This window comes from Burkholderia sp. AW33-5, from assembly GCF_053427615.1.
The window spans coordinates 422,827-440,418 of the sequence record NZ_JBSAXA010000003.1 but is presented as its reverse complement, the minus strand read 5'-3'; the positions used below and the strand labels follow the sequence as shown (position 1 = coordinate 440,418).

Below are 17,592 nucleotides of genomic sequence, written 5' to 3'. Positions count from 1 at the left end.
AAAAAAAGACGTTAAAACAAATACTTATAAGGTGCGCCCACTTTCATTATTTCTAGTTCTGGAAAAGCTTATTTCTTTATTTGCAGATCGCGGCCCTAGGGTACACCCCTAAACTCACGGTTCCCAAACGGGCAACTATCCGGGCGCGGCCAGAAGGACCGATGGCGTTCCCGGGCGGTTGCAGACCGTTTATGAACAAGGTCGCGAGACCTGCCTCTTTTTAGAAGGGAGCTCCACGAATGAACAAGACTCTGATCGTTGCAGCAGCTGCAGCATCGTTCGCTACCGTCGCTCACGCGCAAAGCAGCGTCACGCTGTACGGCGTGCTGGACGCAGGCATCACCTACCAAAGCAACGTCAACGGCAAGTCGCTGTGGTCGATGGGCTCGGGCATCGACCAGAGCCGTTTCGGCCTGCGTGGCTCGGAAGACCTCGGTGGCGGCCTGAAGGCAATCTTCACGTTGGAAAGCGGCTTCGGCATCGGTAACGGCAAGCTGGGCAACAACGGCGGCATGTTCAACCGCCAAGCATTCGTTGGCCTGTCGAGCCAGTACGGCACGGTCACGCTGGGCAAGCAGTACGACGCAACGCAAGACTACCTGGCGCCGCTGACGGCAACGGGCACGTGGGGCGGCACGTACTTCGCGCACCGCGGCAACAACGACCGCCTGAGCACGAACGGCGACGTCGCACTGAACAACTCGGTCAAGTTCACGAGCGCTAACTACGCTGGCCTGCAGTTCGGCGGCACGTACTCGTTCTCGAACAACCAGAACTTCGGCAACAACCGTGCTTACAGCGGCGGTCTGTCGTACCAGTTCCAAGGCCTGAAGCTGGGTGCAGCGTACTCGCAAGCCAACCTCGGTGACGGTACCAACGCCAACGGCGCGACGAACATCGCTTCGCAAGGCCGTATCCGTACGTACGGTGCTGGTGCTGGCTACGCATTCGGCCCGGCACAAGTCGGTGCTGCATGGACGCAATCGCGTATCGATAACGTCCCGGGCCTGACCGGCGCGTTCCGCACGGACAACTACGAAGTCAACGCAAAGTACAACCTGACGCCGGCTCTCGGCCTGGGCGCAGCTTACACGTACACGAACACGAAGGTCGACGGTGGCAGCTCGCACTGGAACCAGTTCGGCGTGCAAGCTGACTACTCGCTGTCGAAGCGCACGGACGTGTACGCACAAGCTGTGTACCAACGTGGTGCGAAGGGCAACGCGATCGGCACGTCGATCTACAACGGCGACAACACGACGCCGGCAAGCTCGTCGATCAACCAAACCGCAGCAACGGTTGGTCTGCGTCACCGCTTCTAAGCGTGACGGCTGGGTAACCAGCTACGCAGCATCGAAAAAGGCGCCTTCGGGCGCCTTTTTTTCGTCTGTGGAGCGAGGTGTCGGCGATTCGCATCCTCCGGATGCAAAAAAGCGAGGCGTGTGCCTCGCTTTTCTCGTTGTGCGCAGTTGCGGGGCGATACCCGCCGCAGATGGCTCAGCGCGTGTATTCGCCGTTGGCTTCCGGTTGAAACACGATCGCCGCGACCTTCATCAGCTTTTCAGCGCCGCTCGGCTGCAGCACTTTCACCAGCTGACCGCGTTGCGTGCCCAGCAGCGCCATGCCGACCGGCGAGAACACGTTCAGGCGTCCGAGTTCGAGATTGGCGGCATCCGGATAAACAATCGTCCAGGTGGCCTGTTCCTGGGACGCTTCGTCGAGCAGTGTGATCTGCGAGTTCATCGTGACGACGTTCGACTTGATGGCGTCGGGCTGCACGATGTCCGCGCGCTCGAGCAGCGTGTCGAGCATCGTCTGGAAGCGCGGGTTGTGTTCGGCGTGCTTCTCGAGACGAGCGACGTCGAGTTCGGTCAACTGATAAAGGCGTTGTTTCATGGCAGTTCTCCAAATGATCGGCATGGGGCAGGCGTGGCGTGCCTATGGGGATCGCCCGGAGCCTGTCTGACCTGGCTCCGGGAGGAGGCCGTGCTGTCAGATCAGGCGCCGGGCAGGGGCGAGCGGTGCCTGGGCCGTGCGTCGAAGGCAGGGGTGCGCCGGGTGGCCGGCGCGCGCGCGCACGCCGGACGGGCCGGACAGCGAAAGCGAAAGAGGCGTGGGCGCGTGCATGGTGAATGGGGTATCGACAGGCGAATAAAACCTTTCGATTCTACAACAACCTTCCAAGTCGGTGATCAGGCTGTCGGCTTTTCGTCAGGCATTGTTGTGGAAATGATTGAAGTAATCGCGATCTTGCGCGACGACAGCCGTCTATTTTTTCCGAAAATGCAACGCTGTATGTTCAAACCAAGGGTTTCCCCTTGGTATCGCGAGCACTACACTTGATCCATCGCTTCAGACAGTCCAGCCGGAAGCGACGCCAAAAGAGAACATATTTCGGAGGTCCATCATGAAGTCGATCATCTACGCAGCGATCGCTGCATCCGTCCTTGCCGCCCCGATCGCATCGTTCGCGCAGTCCGAGCAGGGCTTGACCCGCGATCAGGTCCGGGCCGAACTCGTGCAACTCGAACAGAACGGCTACAAGCCGCTCGCGAGCGATGCGCAATATCCGCAGAACATCCAGGCCGCAGAACAACGGAGCCAGTCGAATCAGCCGATGCTCGCCCAAGCCGACACGAGCGGCTATGGTGCGGTGGCGACGGGCGCAGGCCAGTCGGGCCGCCGCATGACGCGTGAAGCCCCGAATCCCGTGAACTCCGTCTACTTCGGCAACTGAACATCCCCGGGTCTGCCCGCGCACAGCATGTGACCGACGGGGCGCACGCCACTCGCGCGCGTCCGCGTCAGCAGAGCAGAACCTCCGTCGCCGCATTCCGGCGGCTTTTCCGCCCAGACGCTCGCGCGTTTGGGCCTTTTTTGCTGGGATGGGTCAGGCGGACGTGACCGTCGGGGTGCCGTGGATGTAGTGTTCGAGCTGGCTGATCGTGAATTGCTGGTCGGCAATCACACTCTTCACGAGGTCGCCGATCGAGATCAGGCCGATGAGCTTGCCGTCCTGCAGGACGGGCAGGTGGCGCATCCGGTGTTCGGTCATCAGCGCCATGCACTCGTCGGTGGATTGCGACGGCTCCACGTAGCGCACCTTGGCCGTCATGATTTCCTCGACGCGGGTGGCCTTCGACGAACGGTCCTGCAGCACGACCTTGCGCGCGTAATCGCGCTCGGTGACGATGCCCGCGATGTCGTCGCCGTCCATGACCAGCAATGCGCCGATTCCCTTTTCCGCCATCAGCTTGATGGCGTCATAGACGAAATCGGCTTTCGTGACGGTGTAGATCGTGCGGCCGGAATCCGGCTTGGCTTTGAGAATTTGCGCGACAGTCGTGCTCATTTGCTTTCTCCGTGTGCGGGACGATGCAGGGAAGGCAGGGCGTGATGCGCGGCACCCGACGGGCCCAGTATAGCCGGGCCTGTAGCGGCAGTCGCGTGACGTTTCCAGATTAGCGGTAAACTCCGGTCACGCACCATCCACACAATTCCTACATTCCTGATCGTTTCGATTGAATTCATGATGTCTTCGCGTCCCCAATCGCCCACGCAGGGCAATGGCCAGGCCGACGAGTGCGTGACGCTCGTCGCCACGGCGTCGCTGCCCACGCGCTACGGTACGTTCACGTCGTACGCCTTCCGCGTATCGGGCAGCGATGCCGAACATCTCGCGCTCGTGATGGGTGACGTCACCGGCGAGCAGTCCGTGCTGACGCGGCTTCATTCCGAATGCCTGACCGGCGACGTGTTCGGCTCCTACCGCTGCGATTGCGGCGAGCAACTCGACCTCGCGCTGCGTTACATCGCGGCGGAAGACCGCGGCGTGCTGCTGTATCTGCGCGGCCACGAAGGGCGCGGCATCGGCCTGAGCAACAAGATCCGTGCATACGCGTTGCAGGAGCAGGGGCGCGACACCGTCGAGGCGAATCTCGACCTCGGCTTGCCCGACGACGCCCGCGAATACGACTCGGCCGCAGCGATCCTCCGGATCCTCGGCGTGACGTCGGTGCGACTGATGAGCAACAACCCGAAGAAATTCGATACGCTCGTGAAGCACGGCATTCCTGTCTGCGAACGCGTGGCGCTCGCGGTACCCGTACGCGAGGAAAACGAGCGTTACATCCGGACCAAGCAGGCGAAGTTTGGGCACTACTTCGAGGAAAACGAGTGATCGCATTCGACGCGCTGGCGCCTGAGCGCGGGCGTCGAACGCTCATTCGGCGAACGACGGGCGGGACGACGCGTTGCGCTGCATTCAATTCCTGTCGCCGGTTCTTGCGGCCGTCGACGTTCCTTGCCGGCGCAGGTGGCGCTCGCAATTGACTCGTCTCGCCGCTGCGCCTTCGGGCTTGTTCGTTCGCTGCGAGAATTGCGTGCGCACGGGCCGGCGCATCCCGTGCCTTCTGCATGTCCCGATCACGGTTGAACCCGCCATTGCAGATTGAAACCGAACGTTTGACTTTGCGTCGCTGGCGACCGGACGATGCCGGTGCGCTGGCTGCAATGCATGCGGATCCCGATGTGACCGCATGGCTCGCGCGTGGCCCGATGTCCGTCGATGAGGCGGCGGAAACCATCGTGCGCTTCGAAGCGCATTTCGATGCGCACGGTTTCGGTGTGTGGGCGATCGAGCGTCGTGCGGATGGCGCGTTGATCGGGCTTTGCGGTTTGTCGCGCGAAGTTCGCGACGAGCACCCGATGGCGCCGTGTGTCGAGATCATATGGCGCCAGGCCCGCGCATCGTGGGGGCATGGCCATGTTGGCGAAGCGGCCGCCGCGGTATTGGTCGACGGATTCGGCCGGATCGGGCTCGGCGAAATCTTCGCGTGGACGGCCGCCGCCAACCTGCGATCGCGGCGCGTGGCGCAGCGGCTCGGAATGGCGCGACAGCCCTTGCGCGATTTCGATCATCCAGCGTTGCCGCGGGGACATGCTTTGCGGCAGCATGTGGTGTTCGTCAAGCACGCAACGTCCGTTCGTCTCGACGGCCACGTCAGCACATAACGGCCCGGGCATCCGCGCCCGTCAACGCCATCCTGCGTTCTGCAGCACGGTCCGGTGGTAGCCGTCTGCGTCCTCGGACGTCTGTCCGGATGCATCCAATACAGATTGAATGACGACACTCGCATGAAGCCGTGCGCGGCGGCGCGTGCGCATGCATGCAAGCATCTCGAACGCGTCGCGGTACTTGCGTTTGGGATAGGGCGCTTTGATGCGGCCCTCATAGATCACGCAGGCAAGAAAAAGCCCGCTACTGGAGCGGGCTGAATCCATGTTTGGAGACATGGAGGAGACGGATGTAACTTTAAGGGAAAACCCGAGGGCTGGCAAGCCCTAGTTGTAATTGTGCAACGCAGCGCTGCCGGACCTTCCCGACAAGGGGGGAGCGGCGCGCCATCCAGTCCGTGCAGGTGTCCCGCAGTGTCCTGCCGAAAAAACGGTGTCCCTCGGTGCGGCGGCCTTCGCGTAACCCCGAAGCCGCCGGCGCATTCACATTTCGCCCCGCGCGTGCGCGGCAAACGCGCCGAACCGCTCCTGCGCGACCGGCACCGCGTATTTGTCGCGCATTTCCGTCTCAATCCAGGCGCAGGCCTCGCGCGCGCAGTCGGTCAGCGCGTGCCGCGTCGCGTGTCCGTCGATGTCGTAGACGAAGCGCACGCCCACCTCATCGTCGGTGACTTGCCGCTGCAGCTGCTTGAGCTGCAATTGCGGCCCGTGCCGTTGCGACAGCGCGCGCAGCTCGTCGAAGTGATATTCGAGCCAGTCGGCGAAGAACAGCGCATCGCTGTGGCAGCGCAGACGGAACGCCGCACTGCGCGACGGATGCTGCGCGGCGCCGCCGACGGCCTGCGGCTCGCCGTTCGGCGCCATGGCCGCATCGACGGGCGCAAGCGGCTGCCCGATCTGCCGGTATGGTTCGCGGTCGCGCAGCGCGTGCCACAGCAGTTCGTCGCCGGCGGCCCCGGACGGCTGCATCGTCAGGTCGTGCCGGCCGTCGCCGACAGCGACGACGTCGCGGATCACGAGGCGCAGCGAGCAGAGCGGCTCGTCCGCAACCAGCAGCGTCGCCGCGCGCGGCAACCCGCACACGAGCGGTGCGACGCCGGCCGCCCGGAACACGAGCCCGTGGCGATCGAGCCGCACGAGCGGCAGCGGCCGCGGAAACGACGGGTAGGTGACGGCGATGCGGGCGCCGCCGGCACCCGTCAACCCGGGCATCATCGCGCGAAAGACCTGAGACTGGTCCACGGTGGTTCTCCTTCGTTACGATGCCGCCCGGCCGGACTACGCGCGTTCCGGCTCAGGCGGCGATGGCCTGCCGGGTGGCCCGTCCCGGCTCGATTCCAAGTGCGGCAAACGTTTGCGGATCGATATCGATCCAGCACGCGACAACCAGACGACCGTCCACCGGTTTCGGGGGGCCTGCCCGGTGCGCGTGCACGCCGATCCGGCGGAACAGCCTTTCCATGCTCGCGAACGTGACGCCGATCAGCTGCCGCGCGCCCAGTTGCGCCGCGCATTCGACGACCGCGGCGAGCATCGGGCGGACGGCCCACTCGGCATTGCCCGGACCGCCTTCGTCGCCGGTCGCCGCGAACCGCGACAGCTCCCAGACGGCTGCCGATTGCGGCAGCGCGACGTCGTCGGCGATCAGGTCGGCGAACAGCGACTTCAGCAGATACGGGCGCGTGGTCGGCAACAGGCGCGCACATCCGCACACTTCGCCGCCGGCGTTTCTCGCGAACACGTAGACGGTATCGTCGCGATCGAACTGGTCGCGCTCGAAACTTTCGTTCGCCGACGGGAGCGCCCAACCGAGCTGCTCGACGAACACGCGGCGCCGATAGCGCCCGAGATCCGCTGCAAGTTCGTGTGGCAACCGCCCTTCCTCGTGAACGAAGGTCCGCATGGTGTCCTCGGATCTGTACTTTGGTATGCACGCATTACATCGCGCGTCCCGAGGGGGCGGTAACTGGTAACTCTTACAGGGTGAGGGGAGGCCGATACCATTCGACCGGTGGTATCGGTTTCTTGATCGGCGGGATTGAAATACGGGCGGCTTTTGCTTATAAAGAGCGCCAGTCTTGCGGAAATGTCAGAGGAAAGCGCGGCCGGTTGTCACTGGAGCGTGGGACCGGCATGATAGGCGTCGTTGCGACCGAGCAGCGACGACGCGACCGCGGCCGGCCAGTCGACGTGTACGAGCCGCGCGGCAAGCACGGCGGCGGTGCGGAACATGCCGAGGTCGGCGCCGGTGGCATCGACGGCCATGATGTTGCTGCGAACGTCGCCGCCCGCGATCACGAACGTGCCCGTCGCGCGCTCGAGATACCAGTCCCAGCCGACCGTCAGGTATGCGACGCCGGCACTGGCCGGGCGATGCCATTCGGTATAGCCGGCCAGGCGCGCGTCGATGGCGCTGTCGCGCAGTTCCGCGAGCAGCGATGCATCGAGGCCGCTTGCGACGTGGTCGAGTACGAGCGCGGCCAGTGCGCTTTCGGACAGGCGCACGTAGCCGTCCGGAGACGGGCCGCGGACCGGATGCAACAAAGGTGAAGTCATGCGCGGAATGTATCAGCCCCGAACCGGTGCTGGCACCTGACAGGTATGACAGCGTAACGTTGTCGGAGAACGAATGGAACTGCGCTGGCAGGATGCCTACCAACAATTCAGCGCCGCGGAAGACGAGCAGCAGCTCTTCCAGCGGATCGCCGCTTATTCTAAACGCCTCGGCTTCGAATATTGCTGTTACGGAATTCGCGTGCCGCTGCCGGTGTCGAAGCCGGCCGTCGCGATCTTCAATACTTATCCGGACGGCTGGATGGCGCACTATCAGGCGCAGAACTACATCGAGATCGATTCGACGGTTCGCGAGGGCGCGCTCAGCACCAACATGATCGTCTGGCCGGACGTCGACCGGATCGATCCGTGCCCGCTGTGGCAGGATGCGCGCGATTACGGGCTGTCGGTGGGCGTCGCGCAGTCGAGCTGGGCGGCGCGCGGCGCCTTCGGGCTGTTGAGCATCGCGCGTCATGCGGACCGGCTCACGCCGGCCGAGATCAACATGCTGACGCTGCAGACCAACTGGCTCGCGAACCTGTCGCATTCGCTGATGAGCCGCTTCATGGTGCCGAAGCTGTCGCCCGAGTCGAGCGTCACGCTGACCGCGCGCGAGCGCGAGGTGCTGTGCTGGACGGCCGAAGGGAAGACCGCGTGCGAAATCGGCCAGATCCTCTGCATCTCGGAGCGCACGGTCAACTTCCACGTGAACAACATCCTCGAGAAACTCGGCGCGACCAACAAGGTCCAGGCGGTCGTCAAGGCGATCGCGGCCGGACTCATCGATACACCCTGACCCGGCGCTGGCGGCGGAGCGGTTGTACCGCGCGGCGGCCGCCGCTCACTCCATCATCGGCTCCGCTTCCTTCGCGGTCCAGCTCACGCTGGAAATGCTCTTCTCCATGCTCATCCGGCTCGCGATCTGCTCGAGCTTCTGCTGATCCTTTGGGTGCAGCTTCAGCGTCGCGGTCACCTTCAGGCGGTCCGGCTGCTCGGGCACGTCCTCGCTCGTCAGGCTCTGGAACGACAGCGGCTTCGCATACATCGCGTTCGACAGCAGCGTGCGGATGTGCACTTCGTCGTCGGCCAGGCAGATCACGGTGATCTGGTATTCGCGCACGAGGTCGGCGTTCGACACGGGGGTCGCGTTGATCGCCTGGCTGACGCCGCGCAGCACCGTGTTGGTGAGCAGCACGACGCCCGTGCCGGCCAGCGCCGGTACGAAGTGACCGGAGCCGGCCAGCACGCCGACGGCGGCCGAGCACCACAGCGTCGCGGCCGTGTTGATGCCCTGGATCGAGCCCTTGTCGCGCATGATCACGCCGCCGCCGAGAAAGCCGACGCCCGACACGACGTATGCGGCGATCTGCGTGACGCCGGCCACGCCGTTGCCGGTCAGCACGCCGAGCGTGACGAACAGGCAGGCGCCGCTCGCGACGAGCGTGATCGTGCGCAGGCCCGCCGTGCGTTGCCGCATCTGGCGTTCGAGGCCGATCGCGACGCCGCAGGCGAACGCAGTGAAAAGACGGAGTGCGAAATCGAGAGTCATGTTTGTCCTGCCGTGCCAAGTGCGCATGCCGGCCCGCGTCGCGGCGGCGCGAGGCCGAACGCGGCACGAAGGCCGTCATCGCGCGGTACTGTACCGCGCGAATGCGTCATTCAGTGTGAAACGGGGGGCGTGCGGGCTCGCGGAACGCGAGCCGCGGCAGGAGAACTGCGTCGGACAGGCGTTCAGGCGGCAAGCGGCGCACGCAACGGAGTGCTGCAACTGTCCACGATGGTTCCTGAAGGAAGAATGGGCGGCATTCTAGTGGGCCGCCCGCGCAGGCGTCAACCCGTCCGGCGGCCGGCCGCGAACGGCCGGTGCGTCACGGCGACGGTCATTGCGACGCGCCGATCGTCCCCGTCGCGAGCGCGAGCGCGGCGGCAGCCGACAGCGCGCCGGCATAGCTGTCGACTTCCGCGTTGCGGGCCGCGAGCAGCTGGCTTTGCGCGATCGTCGCATCGGTGACCGAGCCGACGCCGTTGCGGTACGCGGTCAGCGCCGCGTCGTAGCTCGTCTGCGCGGCATCGACGAGCGCCTTGGCCGCGTCGTGCGACGCGAGGCTCGTCTGCACCGCGTTCTGCGCGGCGACGACCTGGCGGACGGCTTCCTCCTTGGTCCGCGTGAGGCGTGCGGACGCGCTTTGCGCATCGTTGCGCGCCTGCATCAGCACCGCCGAGCGCAGGCCGCCGTCGTACAACGGGATCGTCACGCCGAGGAACACGCCGCCGCCGTAGCGGCTGCCGTTCAGGTTCACGGTCGGCGCCTGGTCGCCGATCGCGGGCAGCGCGGTGATCGCCGTGCCGCCGCTCGCATACGACGTCGACGCCGACAGGAAAATTTTCGGCATGAACGCGGCTTGCGCGGCCTTGATCTTCGCGCGGTTGGCCTGCTCGAGCGCATACGCGCCCTGCAGGTCGGGGCGGCGCGCGATCGCGTCCGACACGATCGCGTCGACCGACGAAGCGAGCGCGGGCGGCAGCGGACGCTTGGGCAGCGCGGCGATCGACGGCTTCGACAGCGGCGAGATGCCGAGCGCGGAAACTAGCGCGAGGTAGCCGTCGCTTTCCGCGCCGTTCGCCTGCACGAGCGCGAGATTCGCCTGCGCGCGATTCTGCGTCGCCTGCGCGAGTTCGACGACGGTGCCGACGCCTTGCCTGAGCCGCGCGCGCGACGCCGCGAGGATCGCGTCGGCGTTCACCAGGCCCTGCTGCGCGCTGGCCGCGCGCGAGCGGGCGGCTTCGTAGCGGTAATACGCGACGGTCACGTCGTGAATCACCTGCTGGTGCACGGCCGTGAACGCGACGTTCGACGCGACCGACGCCTGCTCGGCCGCCTCGACGCGCGCCGCGCGGCCGCCGAAATCGAACAGCAGCCATTGCAGCGACAGCGCCGAGATCGTGCCGTGCACGGTCGTGTTGCTCGACGCGTCGCCGAGGAGCGTCGACGTCGAGCCGTGGCTCGTCTGGTACGCGCCCATCGCGGTCGCGGACAGGTTCGGCAGGTACGCGGCCTTCGCGATGCCGACCGCGAGCGCGGCGTTGCGCGCGTCGTTCCATGCGATGCGGGTCAGCGGGTTCGTCGATTCGGCGAGATCGATCAGCTCGGGCAGCGTGTACGGATGCGCGGTGTCGAGCGCGGCGGGCGGCGACACCGACGCGAGCGCGGGCGAGGCCGGCAGCGTGTAGTCGTGCGGCGCGCGTTGAGCAGACGCAAGCGGCGGCGCCGGCACGATGTCGCCGGCCGCCGACGTTTGCGGCTGCCACGGGCGGTCGGGCGCCTCCGGCGCCAGATCGACCGACGACGTGGCGCAACCGGTCAGCGCGATGGCCGTCGCGAGCACGGTGGCGGCGATCGGCGCGGCCGGCGGTTCAGGGACGCGCATGAGGGGCAGGCTCCTTCGGGGTGGCTGGACGCGCGGCGTCGGCGATGTGCGCGAGCCGCGTGTCGATCAGGTTGAGCAGCGCGTCGCGTGCAGGATCGGTGGAGGTGGCGGCCGGCGCGATTGCTGCGTCTGCCGTCGTCGACGGTGGCGCCGAAACGGCGTCGGCAACCGGGGCGCCGTCGCGCAGTTCGACCACGCGCGCGAGCCGCGCGCCGATCGCCGCATCGCCCGGCGTGCGTTCGGCGAGCAGGAACAGCGGGCCTTCGAGCGCGCCGAGTTCCGCAAGTGCGCGTCGCCGGGTCGCGAGCCACGCGGCGGCGGGGCGCACCCACGACGGTTCGTAATGGATCAACCCGAGCTCCTGCGCGATCGCGCCGTGGCGCGCGAAGGCTTCAGCGGCGAGCGTGCGGCGTTCGGCCGGCTGCACGACCTGCGCGATACGGCGCCACTGGTCGAGCAGCGCCGCGAACGCGACGTCGATCTGCTTGCCGATGCTGACGGGCCAGATGCGTGTGAACACGAGATACACGACGACGTTGCCGAGCAGGATGCCGATCGTGCGATCGCGCGCGAGCGTGAGGTCGAAGCCGGGGCCCGCGCCCTGGATCACGCACAGGAAGAACGCGAACGCGACCTGGAAGCCCGCGTACGCGATGCGCGGCGAACCGAAGGCGACCCACGCGGACAGCCACGCGCCGACGAACACGAGGGCCATCAGCTCGCCGATCGACGACAGCGCCGGCACGACGAACACGAGCGCCGCGGTCCCGATCAGCGCGCCGACGATGCAGCCGGCGATCCGCAGCGTGAGTTTCTCGACCGTTTCGGCCGTCGAGCCGAGCGACACCATGTAGCAGGTGATGAAGCAGGTGTGGATGCCCGACCAGTCGAGCTGCGAATACAGCAGGTAGCAGAACATCGCCGCGACGGTCGTCTTCAGTGCGTAGCGGATGTGGTCGGGGTTGGTGCGGGCGTCCGGCAGGAAGAAGCCGCCGCGCGGCGCGGGCGGTGCGGCGGGCGCGTTCGTCGGCGAAGCGGATGCGTCGGTCGGTGCCGCGGCCGGTGCGGCCGGTATCGCCGGTGCGGTCGGTTCGGCGAAATGCGTGACGGCCGCGTGCAGGTCGGTTGCGACGACGCGCGCGAGCGGCGGCAGCGTATCGGCCGGCGGCAGAGCGAGCGTCACGTCGACCGGATAGCCGCCCTGTTCGAGGATGCCGGCCATTTCGTCGAGCGTCGCCGCGGCCGGTTCCGCGAATGCGGCGGGCAGCTTCGCGTCCGGTTCCCGGTCGGCGAGCGCGACCGCGACGAGCAGTGCGGTACTCGACGCGATGGCCTGTCGTAGCGCCGGTGCATCCGCAGCTCGCGTCGAGCCTTCGAGCGTCGACAGCTTGAGCCACGTGAGCAATTGCTTGTCGCCTCCACGCAGGCTCGCGTCGAAGGCCGTGCGTGCGTCCTCGTCGCCGCGCAGCCGCCGCGCGGCGAGCCGCAGCCGTTTCGCGAGCTGCGCGAGCGCGAGCTTGCGCGGCGACGGCGCGATCAGCAGGTTGACGACGATCGCGACGCCGACCGGAATCGCGACCATCAGCCATGCGTAGAGCAGCGCGCGCGTCGCGGCTTCGCCGACCGGCGCGAGGCCGAGCTCGTCGAGTCCGAAGCCGACGATCATCGCGAGGATCGCGCCGACCGGGCGCAGCTTGCTCGCCGACGTGAGATACAGCAGCCCGACCGACAGCACGGCCATGCACGCGACGCGCAGCACCGAATACTCGATGCTGAAGATCGCGACGCCGATCACAAGCGCGATCACGACCGTGACGAGCAGCAGCATCGCGACCGCGAGCACGACGCTCGTCACGCGGTCGGCGCGATTCAGGAAGAACACGACGTAGGCGGAGATCGCGGCTTCCGGCGTGCCGTAGCCGCTCGTCACGAGCACGACGAGCGCGCAGATCAGCGCGACCCGCACCGCCATTGCGGCGCGCCCCGGAAACGGCGCGAGCAGTCGCAGGACTTCGCGCGGGCCGGGCGAGCGGACTTCAGCGGCAGGCTGAGCCATGCCGGACCTCGACGATCGCGCTCGCGCCGACACGCACGAGCTTGCCGTCGGGTTCGTCGAGCTTCACGCGCACCGGGAAGCGCTGCGCGACGTGCACCCAGTTCACCGAGCGCTGCACGATCGGCAGCGTGCGCGGCAGGTTGATGCGATCGCTGTCCGCGATGCCGGCGCCGATGCCGACGACCTTGCCCGTCAGCGGGCGGCTGCGGTCGATCATCGAATAGACCGTCGCGCAGTCGCCGACCGCGATGCGGTTCAACGACGTTTCGCGGAAATTGCCGACGGCGAACCATTCGCTCGCATCGATCAGCGTGAAGATCGACTGGTTCGGCGCGAGGGTTTCGCCGGCGAGCACGGTCAGGCCCGTCACGAGCCCGTCGTGCGGCGCGCGTACGACCGTATCGTCGAGCGCGTGCTGCGCGCGGGCGAGCGCGGCTTCGCGCGCATGGAGCGTGGCGATCGCGTCGGCGTCGTCGCCGATCGTCTGCGCGGACGAGCGCTGCTGTTCCTGCGCCTGCGCGAGCGACACGGCCGCGTCGCGCTGCCGGACCTTCGCCTGGTCGAACTGCTGCGCGCTGACGTAGCCCTGCGCGGCGAGCGGCGCGAGCCGGTTCACGTCGCGCGTCGCGAGATCGTGATTCTGCGTCGCGCGCTTGACCTGCTCGGCGGCCACGGCCGCGTTCGAGCGCTCGCCGATCAGCGACCGGCGGCGCGTGTCGAGCGACGCGCGCGCGAGCTCGAGATCGGCCTGCGCCTGCGCGACCGTCAGCCGGTACGGCACCGGATCGATTGCATACAGCAGGTCGCCTTTCGCGACGCGCTGGTTTTCGTGTACCGCGAGCTGCACGATGCGGCCGCCGACGGGCGACGCGACGTGCACGACGTCCGCGTCGATCGATGCGTCGTCGGTGGACGGGTAGGCCGTCGTGCGGTGATACGCGTACGCGAGCGCCGCGATGCCGAGCGCGACGATCGCCAGCGCGATCACGCGGCCTTTCGTGGACGGGCGGGCGATGCCGGCGGCCTTCATGCGAACGGACCCGTGCCGGCGAGCCACACGATCACGGCGACCACGAGCCCGATCGCGGTGCAGACGGCGAGCTGATAGGGCACGGTAGCGGCCCAGCCGGTCGCGACGAACACGCGGTGCGCGACGATCGCGCCGACGATGCCGACGATCGCGCTGACGAGCCAGAGCGGGAAATACGCGCCGAACAGGACGTACGACGGCGCACCGCGCGACGTGCAGCCCGCGAGCGGCAGGGCTGGCACCAGGGCGGCGGCGCGCAGGGGCGCGCGCGGCGTTGTTTTTCTCATGGTGTGACGAGCTCGACGTTGGGGGTGAATGCCGGGCGCGGCGCAATGCGGTCCGTCGCCGCGACGACGATTCCGCGATACGGAGCCGATCATAAATCAGCGCGATGCGGTCCGCCAGCGATGCCCGGCGTGCCTGTCGCCCGCACGGGGCTGCCCGGTGGGCGCTTCGGTGCGATCGATGGCGGTTCGCGATTCTGCCAGCGCATGCCCCGGCAGGGCTGCTGGCGGACTGTAAACGATCGTCAGACGAAACCGGGCCGATGCCGTTTGTCTGCCGATGAAGAGGGAATCGGCTAGCCGAATGCGGAATTGACGCGCAGTCGCGGATGAATCCGCGTTCGGGCCGCGCGGTGCGTCCGCCGTGGCCGTGACCGGTCGTGCCGGCCGGTATCTGTGTACCATCGTGCGAAGAGCGCGACGCGTGACGTGTGACGAGGCCTGACGGCACGGTCCCGTCCGATGCGCGGCGCGGAAGCGGTACCGCAACGAGGAAGAGTGTTCCATGCGTAGTTTCTTTGTCCGGTTCATTGCGATCGGCGTGCTGTTCCACTTGTACGTCGGGCTGCGGATCATTCCCGATGCCTTCGCGTCGCCGCTCGCGCGCACGATCGCGGCGCTGGTGCTGGCGAGCTTCGTCGTGCTGATTCCGGTCGGCATGTTCTCGCGCCGCTTCGACGAAGGCTGGGCCGCGACGCTGGCCGGCTGGGGCGGTTCGATCGCGATGGGCTTCTTTTCGTCGCTGCTGGTGCTGACGTTTCTGCGCGAGCCGGTGCTGCTCGGCGTCGTCGCATGGCGGCATCTGGGGCATGACGGCGCCTGGAGCGGCGCGGCATCCGACACGGCGCTCGGCGTGCTGGCGGGCGCGGTGCTGATCAGCGCGATCGGATTCGTCGGCGCGCGCCGCACGGCCGCGGTCAAGCGCGTGTCGATTCCGGTCGACGGGCTGCCCGCCGCGCTCGACGGGCTGACGATCGTGCAACTGTCGGACATTCACGTCGGGCCGACGATCAAGCGGCCTTATATCGAGCGAATCGTGCGCGCGGTCAATGCGCTCGAGGCCGATCTCGTCGTCGTGACGGGCGACGTGGTCGACGGCTCGGTCAAGCGGCTGCGCGAGCACACGGCGCCGCTCGGCCGCATGCAGTCGCGGCACGGCAGCTTCCTCGTGACGGGCAACCACGAGTATTACGCCGGCGCGCACGCATGGATCGACGAGTTCAGGCGGATCGGTTTGACGGTGCTGCTCAACGAGCACGTGCTGATCGAGCACGACGGTGCGCGCGCGGTGCTCGCGGGCGTCACCGATTTCACGGCGGGCGGGTTCGATCCCGAACATCGCAGCGACCCCGAGCAGGCGCTCGCGGGCGCGCCGCACGACGTCGCCACGAAGATCCTGCTCGCGCATCAGCCGCGCAGCGCGGAAGCGGCGAGCCGCGCCGGGTTCACCGTGCAACTGTCCGGCCATACGCACGGCGGCCAGTTCCTGCCGTGGCCGCCGTTCGTGCGCCTGCAGCAGCCGGTGATCGGCGGGCTGAACCGGTTCGGCGCGATGTGGCTCTACACCAGCCGCGGCACCGGCTACTGGGGGCCGCCGAACCGTTTCGGCGTGCCGTCCGAAATCACGCTGATCCGGTTGGCGCGCGGCCGCTAGCGCGCGTCAGACGATGCGCGCGATATCGTCGAAATCGAAGCGCGGGCTGCGCGGGAACAGGCCCGCCGGGTCGCCGTAGCCGAGGTTCACGAGGAAGTTGGTGCGGATCGCGGTGCCGGCGAAGAATTCGGCATCGACCTTGGCGGCATCGAAGCCCGACATCGGGCCCGCGTCGAGGCCGAGCGCGCGCGCGGCGAGGATCAGGTACGCGCCCTGCAGCGACGCGTTGCGGAACGCCGTGGCTTCGATCAGCGCGTCGTTGCCGGCGAACCAGCTGCGCGCGTCGGCATGCGGGAACAGGCGCGGCAGGTGCTCGTGGAACGCGAAGTCCATGCCGACGATCACGGTGACGGGCGCTGCCATCGTCTTCGCGAGATTGCCTTCGGACAGCGCCGGTTTCAGGCGCGCCTTCGCTTCGGCCGACTTGACGAACACGAAGCGCGCGGGGCTCGAGTTCGCCGACGTCGGGCCGAATTTCGTCAGGTCGATCAGCCGGTGCAGCAGCGCATCGTCGACGGGTTTGTCCTGCCATGCGTTGTGGGTGCGCGCGGTGCGGAACAACTGGTCGAGGGCGGAATCGGAGAGCGTCATGGCGGGTCCTGGAAGAAATCGGCCGGGTCGCGCCGGCCGGCATTGCGGAAGAACGCAGCGTCCTGGATAAGGACGCGCTGCGACACGGCGCGATGATAGCGTGGCACGCGAAAACGCACCGGCTTCGCGATCGGCGATTCGAGCGCTTGGGCGTGTGACGCGCCGGAATGACAGCGCATGGCGACGCGCGTCGCGGTTGGCTACCATGCAGACATGGTTCGCCCGCATCGTTCACTCCTGCCTGATTCCGACATGTCGACGCCCGATCTTTTCGCCGATACGCCCGCGCCCGACGTGGACTGGTACCCGGACTGGCTCGCGCCGGCCGAGGCCGATCGCGTGTTGGCCGCGCTGATCGACGAGGTCGCGTGGCGGCAGGATACGATCCGCACGCCACGCGGACGCATTCCGCTGCCGCGGCTCACCGCGTGGCAGGGCGAGCCCGACGCCGTCTACGTGTATTCGGGAATCCGCAACGTGCCCGCGCCGTGGACGCCGGCCGTGGTCGACCTGAAGCGTGCCGTCGAGGCGACCTGCGGCGCGCGTTTCAACAGCGTGCTGCTCAATCGTTATCGCAACGGGCAGGACAGTCTCGGCTGGCATGCGGACAACGAACCGGAGCTCGGCGACGCGCCGGTGATCGCGTCGGTGAGCCTTGGCGCGATGCGCGTGTTCGACCTGCGTCATCGTGCGACCGGCGTCGTGCATGCGTACCGGCTGACGCACGGCAGCCTGCTGGTGATGCGCGGCCGCACGCAGGCCGAATGGCAGCATCGCGTGCCGAAGGCGCCGGCCGTGCTGGGCGAGCGGGTCAACCTGACGTTCCGGCGGGTGGTGACGGCCGAGGCGGGCCCGTAAGCGCGCCGATCGGATGATTCGCTGCCCGGGGTCGCGACCCGTTTTTAAACCGATCCGATTGATCTGCCGTCCATGCGGCACGTTGCCGCACACGTCGCGTACGCGCGGCGGAAATAGGCCCG

20 protein-coding genes are annotated in these 17,592 nt (G+C 67.2%); 8 read left to right on the top strand and 12 right to left on the bottom strand.

What is annotated here, in order from left to right:
• The first annotated feature begins 239 nt into the window (after positions 1–239).
• Positions 240–1,322, top strand: a complete 1,083-nt coding sequence (locus tag ACV22V_RS08840) for a porin (RefSeq protein ID WP_059698265.1) — start codon at positions 240–242, stop codon at positions 1,320–1,322.
• Positions 1,323–1,497: 175 nt separating this feature from the next.
• On the opposite strand, the gene ACV22V_RS08835 is transcribed toward ACV22V_RS08840, so the two are convergent.
• Positions 1,498–1,896 carry a GreA/GreB family elongation factor gene (locus ACV22V_RS08835; protein WP_059526516.1) on the bottom strand — a complete coding sequence of 133 codons (399 nt, stop codon included), beginning with the start codon at positions 1,894–1,896 and terminating at the stop codon, positions 1,498–1,500.
• 90 nt (positions 1,897–1,986) lie between these two features.
• On the opposite strand from ACV22V_RS08835, the gene ACV22V_RS08830 reads away from it, so the two are divergent.
• Together ACV22V_RS08830 and ACV22V_RS08825 are read left to right on the top strand one after the other, a co-directional pair.
• Entirely contained in the window at positions 1,987–2,343 is a 357-nt protein-coding gene (locus ACV22V_RS08830; RefSeq protein WP_448013574.1) for a hypothetical protein, read from the top strand.
• Positions 2,344–2,407: 64 nt separating this feature from the next.
• Positions 2,408–2,737, top strand: coding sequence for a DUF4148 domain-containing protein (locus ACV22V_RS08825; protein WP_448013573.1), 330 nt, complete (start codon positions 2,408–2,410; stop codon positions 2,735–2,737).
• 153 nt (positions 2,738–2,890) lie between these two features.
• On the opposite strand, the gene ACV22V_RS08820 is transcribed toward ACV22V_RS08825, so the two are convergent.
• Complete coding sequence (locus ACV22V_RS08820) at positions 2,891–3,352, bottom strand: CBS domain-containing protein (protein WP_059468448.1); 462 nt, start codon at positions 3,350–3,352, stop codon at positions 2,891–2,893.
• Positions 3,353–3,529: 177 nt separating this feature from the next.
• Here ACV22V_RS08820 and ribA point away from each other — a divergent pair, with 177 nt between their 5' ends.
• Positions 3,530–4,180 (top strand): GTP cyclohydrolase II, encoded by a 651-nt coding sequence (ribA, locus tag ACV22V_RS08815; protein WP_059468449.1) that lies wholly within the window; start codon positions 3,530–3,532, stop codon positions 4,178–4,180.
• Between the two features lie 263 nt (positions 4,181–4,443).
• Positions 4,444–5,013, top strand: coding sequence for a GNAT family N-acetyltransferase (locus tag ACV22V_RS08810; protein WP_448013572.1), 570 nt, complete (start codon positions 4,444–4,446; stop codon positions 5,011–5,013).
• A 21-nt stretch (positions 5,014–5,034) separates the two neighbouring features.
• Here ACV22V_RS08810 and ACV22V_RS08805 read toward each other — a convergent pair whose 3' ends face one another.
• The 4 genes from ACV22V_RS08805 to ACV22V_RS08790 form a co-directional block, all read right to left on the bottom strand.
• A complete protein-coding gene (locus ACV22V_RS08805) occupies positions 5,035–5,283 on the bottom strand; it encodes a hypothetical protein (RefSeq protein WP_448013571.1) in 249 nt (82 codons plus the stop codon).
• Between the two features lie 216 nt (positions 5,284–5,499).
• A complete protein-coding gene (locus ACV22V_RS08800) occupies positions 5,500–6,258 on the bottom strand; it encodes a hypothetical protein (protein ID WP_448013570.1) in 759 nt (252 codons plus the stop codon).
• A 52-nt stretch (positions 6,259–6,310) separates the two neighbouring features.
• On the bottom strand, positions 6,311–6,919 hold the full coding sequence (locus tag ACV22V_RS08795) for an acyl-homoserine-lactone synthase (protein WP_059526508.1): 609 nt from the start codon (positions 6,917–6,919) through the stop codon (positions 6,311–6,313).
• 209 nt (positions 6,920–7,128) lie between these two features.
• Positions 7,129–7,572, bottom strand: coding sequence for a DUF4902 domain-containing protein (locus ACV22V_RS08790; RefSeq protein ID WP_059686171.1), 444 nt, complete (start codon positions 7,570–7,572; stop codon positions 7,129–7,131).
• Between the two features lie 73 nt (positions 7,573–7,645).
• Between ACV22V_RS08790 and ACV22V_RS08785 the strand changes: the two genes are divergently transcribed.
• Positions 7,646–8,365 (top strand): autoinducer binding domain-containing protein, encoded by a 720-nt coding sequence (locus ACV22V_RS08785; RefSeq protein ID WP_448013569.1) that lies wholly within the window; start codon positions 7,646–7,648, stop codon positions 8,363–8,365.
• Between the two features lie 45 nt (positions 8,366–8,410).
• Here ACV22V_RS08785 and ACV22V_RS08780 read toward each other — a convergent pair whose 3' ends face one another.
• The 5 genes from ACV22V_RS08780 to ACV22V_RS08760 form a co-directional block, all read right to left on the bottom strand.
• Positions 8,411–9,118 carry an MgtC/SapB family protein gene (locus ACV22V_RS08780; protein WP_059526501.1) on the bottom strand — a complete coding sequence of 236 codons (708 nt, stop codon included), beginning with the start codon at positions 9,116–9,118 and terminating at the stop codon, positions 8,411–8,413.
• A gap of 331 nt (positions 9,119–9,449) precedes the next feature.
• On the bottom strand, positions 9,450–10,997 hold the full coding sequence (locus ACV22V_RS08775; protein WP_059819346.1) for a TolC family protein: 1,548 nt from the start codon (positions 10,995–10,997) through the stop codon (positions 9,450–9,452).
• Complete coding sequence (locus ACV22V_RS08770) at positions 10,984–13,053, bottom strand: FUSC family protein (RefSeq protein WP_448013568.1); 2,070 nt, start codon at positions 13,051–13,053, stop codon at positions 10,984–10,986. Before ACV22V_RS08770 ends, ACV22V_RS08775 begins: the two co-directional genes overlap by 14 nt.
• Positions 13,034–14,083 carry a multidrug transporter subunit MdtN gene (gene mdtN, locus ACV22V_RS08765; RefSeq protein ID WP_059526486.1) on the bottom strand — a complete coding sequence of 350 codons (1,050 nt, stop codon included), beginning with the start codon at positions 14,081–14,083 and terminating at the stop codon, positions 13,034–13,036. The genes ACV22V_RS08770 and mdtN overlap by 20 nt, the downstream gene beginning before the upstream one ends.
• Positions 14,080–14,370, bottom strand: coding sequence for a hypothetical protein (locus ACV22V_RS08760; RefSeq protein WP_059698283.1), 291 nt, complete (start codon positions 14,368–14,370; stop codon positions 14,080–14,082). Before ACV22V_RS08760 ends, mdtN begins: the two co-directional genes overlap by 4 nt.
• A gap of 502 nt (positions 14,371–14,872) precedes the next feature.
• Here ACV22V_RS08760 and ACV22V_RS08755 point away from each other — a divergent pair.
• Positions 14,873–16,021 (top strand): metallophosphoesterase, encoded by a 1,149-nt coding sequence (locus ACV22V_RS08755; RefSeq protein WP_448013567.1) that lies wholly within the window; start codon positions 14,873–14,875, stop codon positions 16,019–16,021.
• A 6-nt stretch (positions 16,022–16,027) separates the two neighbouring features.
• Here ACV22V_RS08755 and ACV22V_RS08750 read toward each other — a convergent pair whose 3' ends face one another.
• The gene (locus ACV22V_RS08750) at positions 16,028–16,612 is read right to left on the bottom strand and encodes a malonic semialdehyde reductase (protein ID WP_059526477.1); all 585 of its coding nucleotides are present in this window, start codon (positions 16,610–16,612) and stop codon (positions 16,028–16,030) included.
• 252 nt (positions 16,613–16,864) lie between these two features.
• Between ACV22V_RS08750 and ACV22V_RS08745 the strand changes: the two genes are divergently transcribed.
• Entirely contained in the window at positions 16,865–17,470 is a 606-nt protein-coding gene (locus tag ACV22V_RS08745; RefSeq protein WP_448013566.1) for an alpha-ketoglutarate-dependent dioxygenase AlkB family protein, read from the top strand.
• Positions 17,471–17,592: the final 122 nt, after the last annotated feature.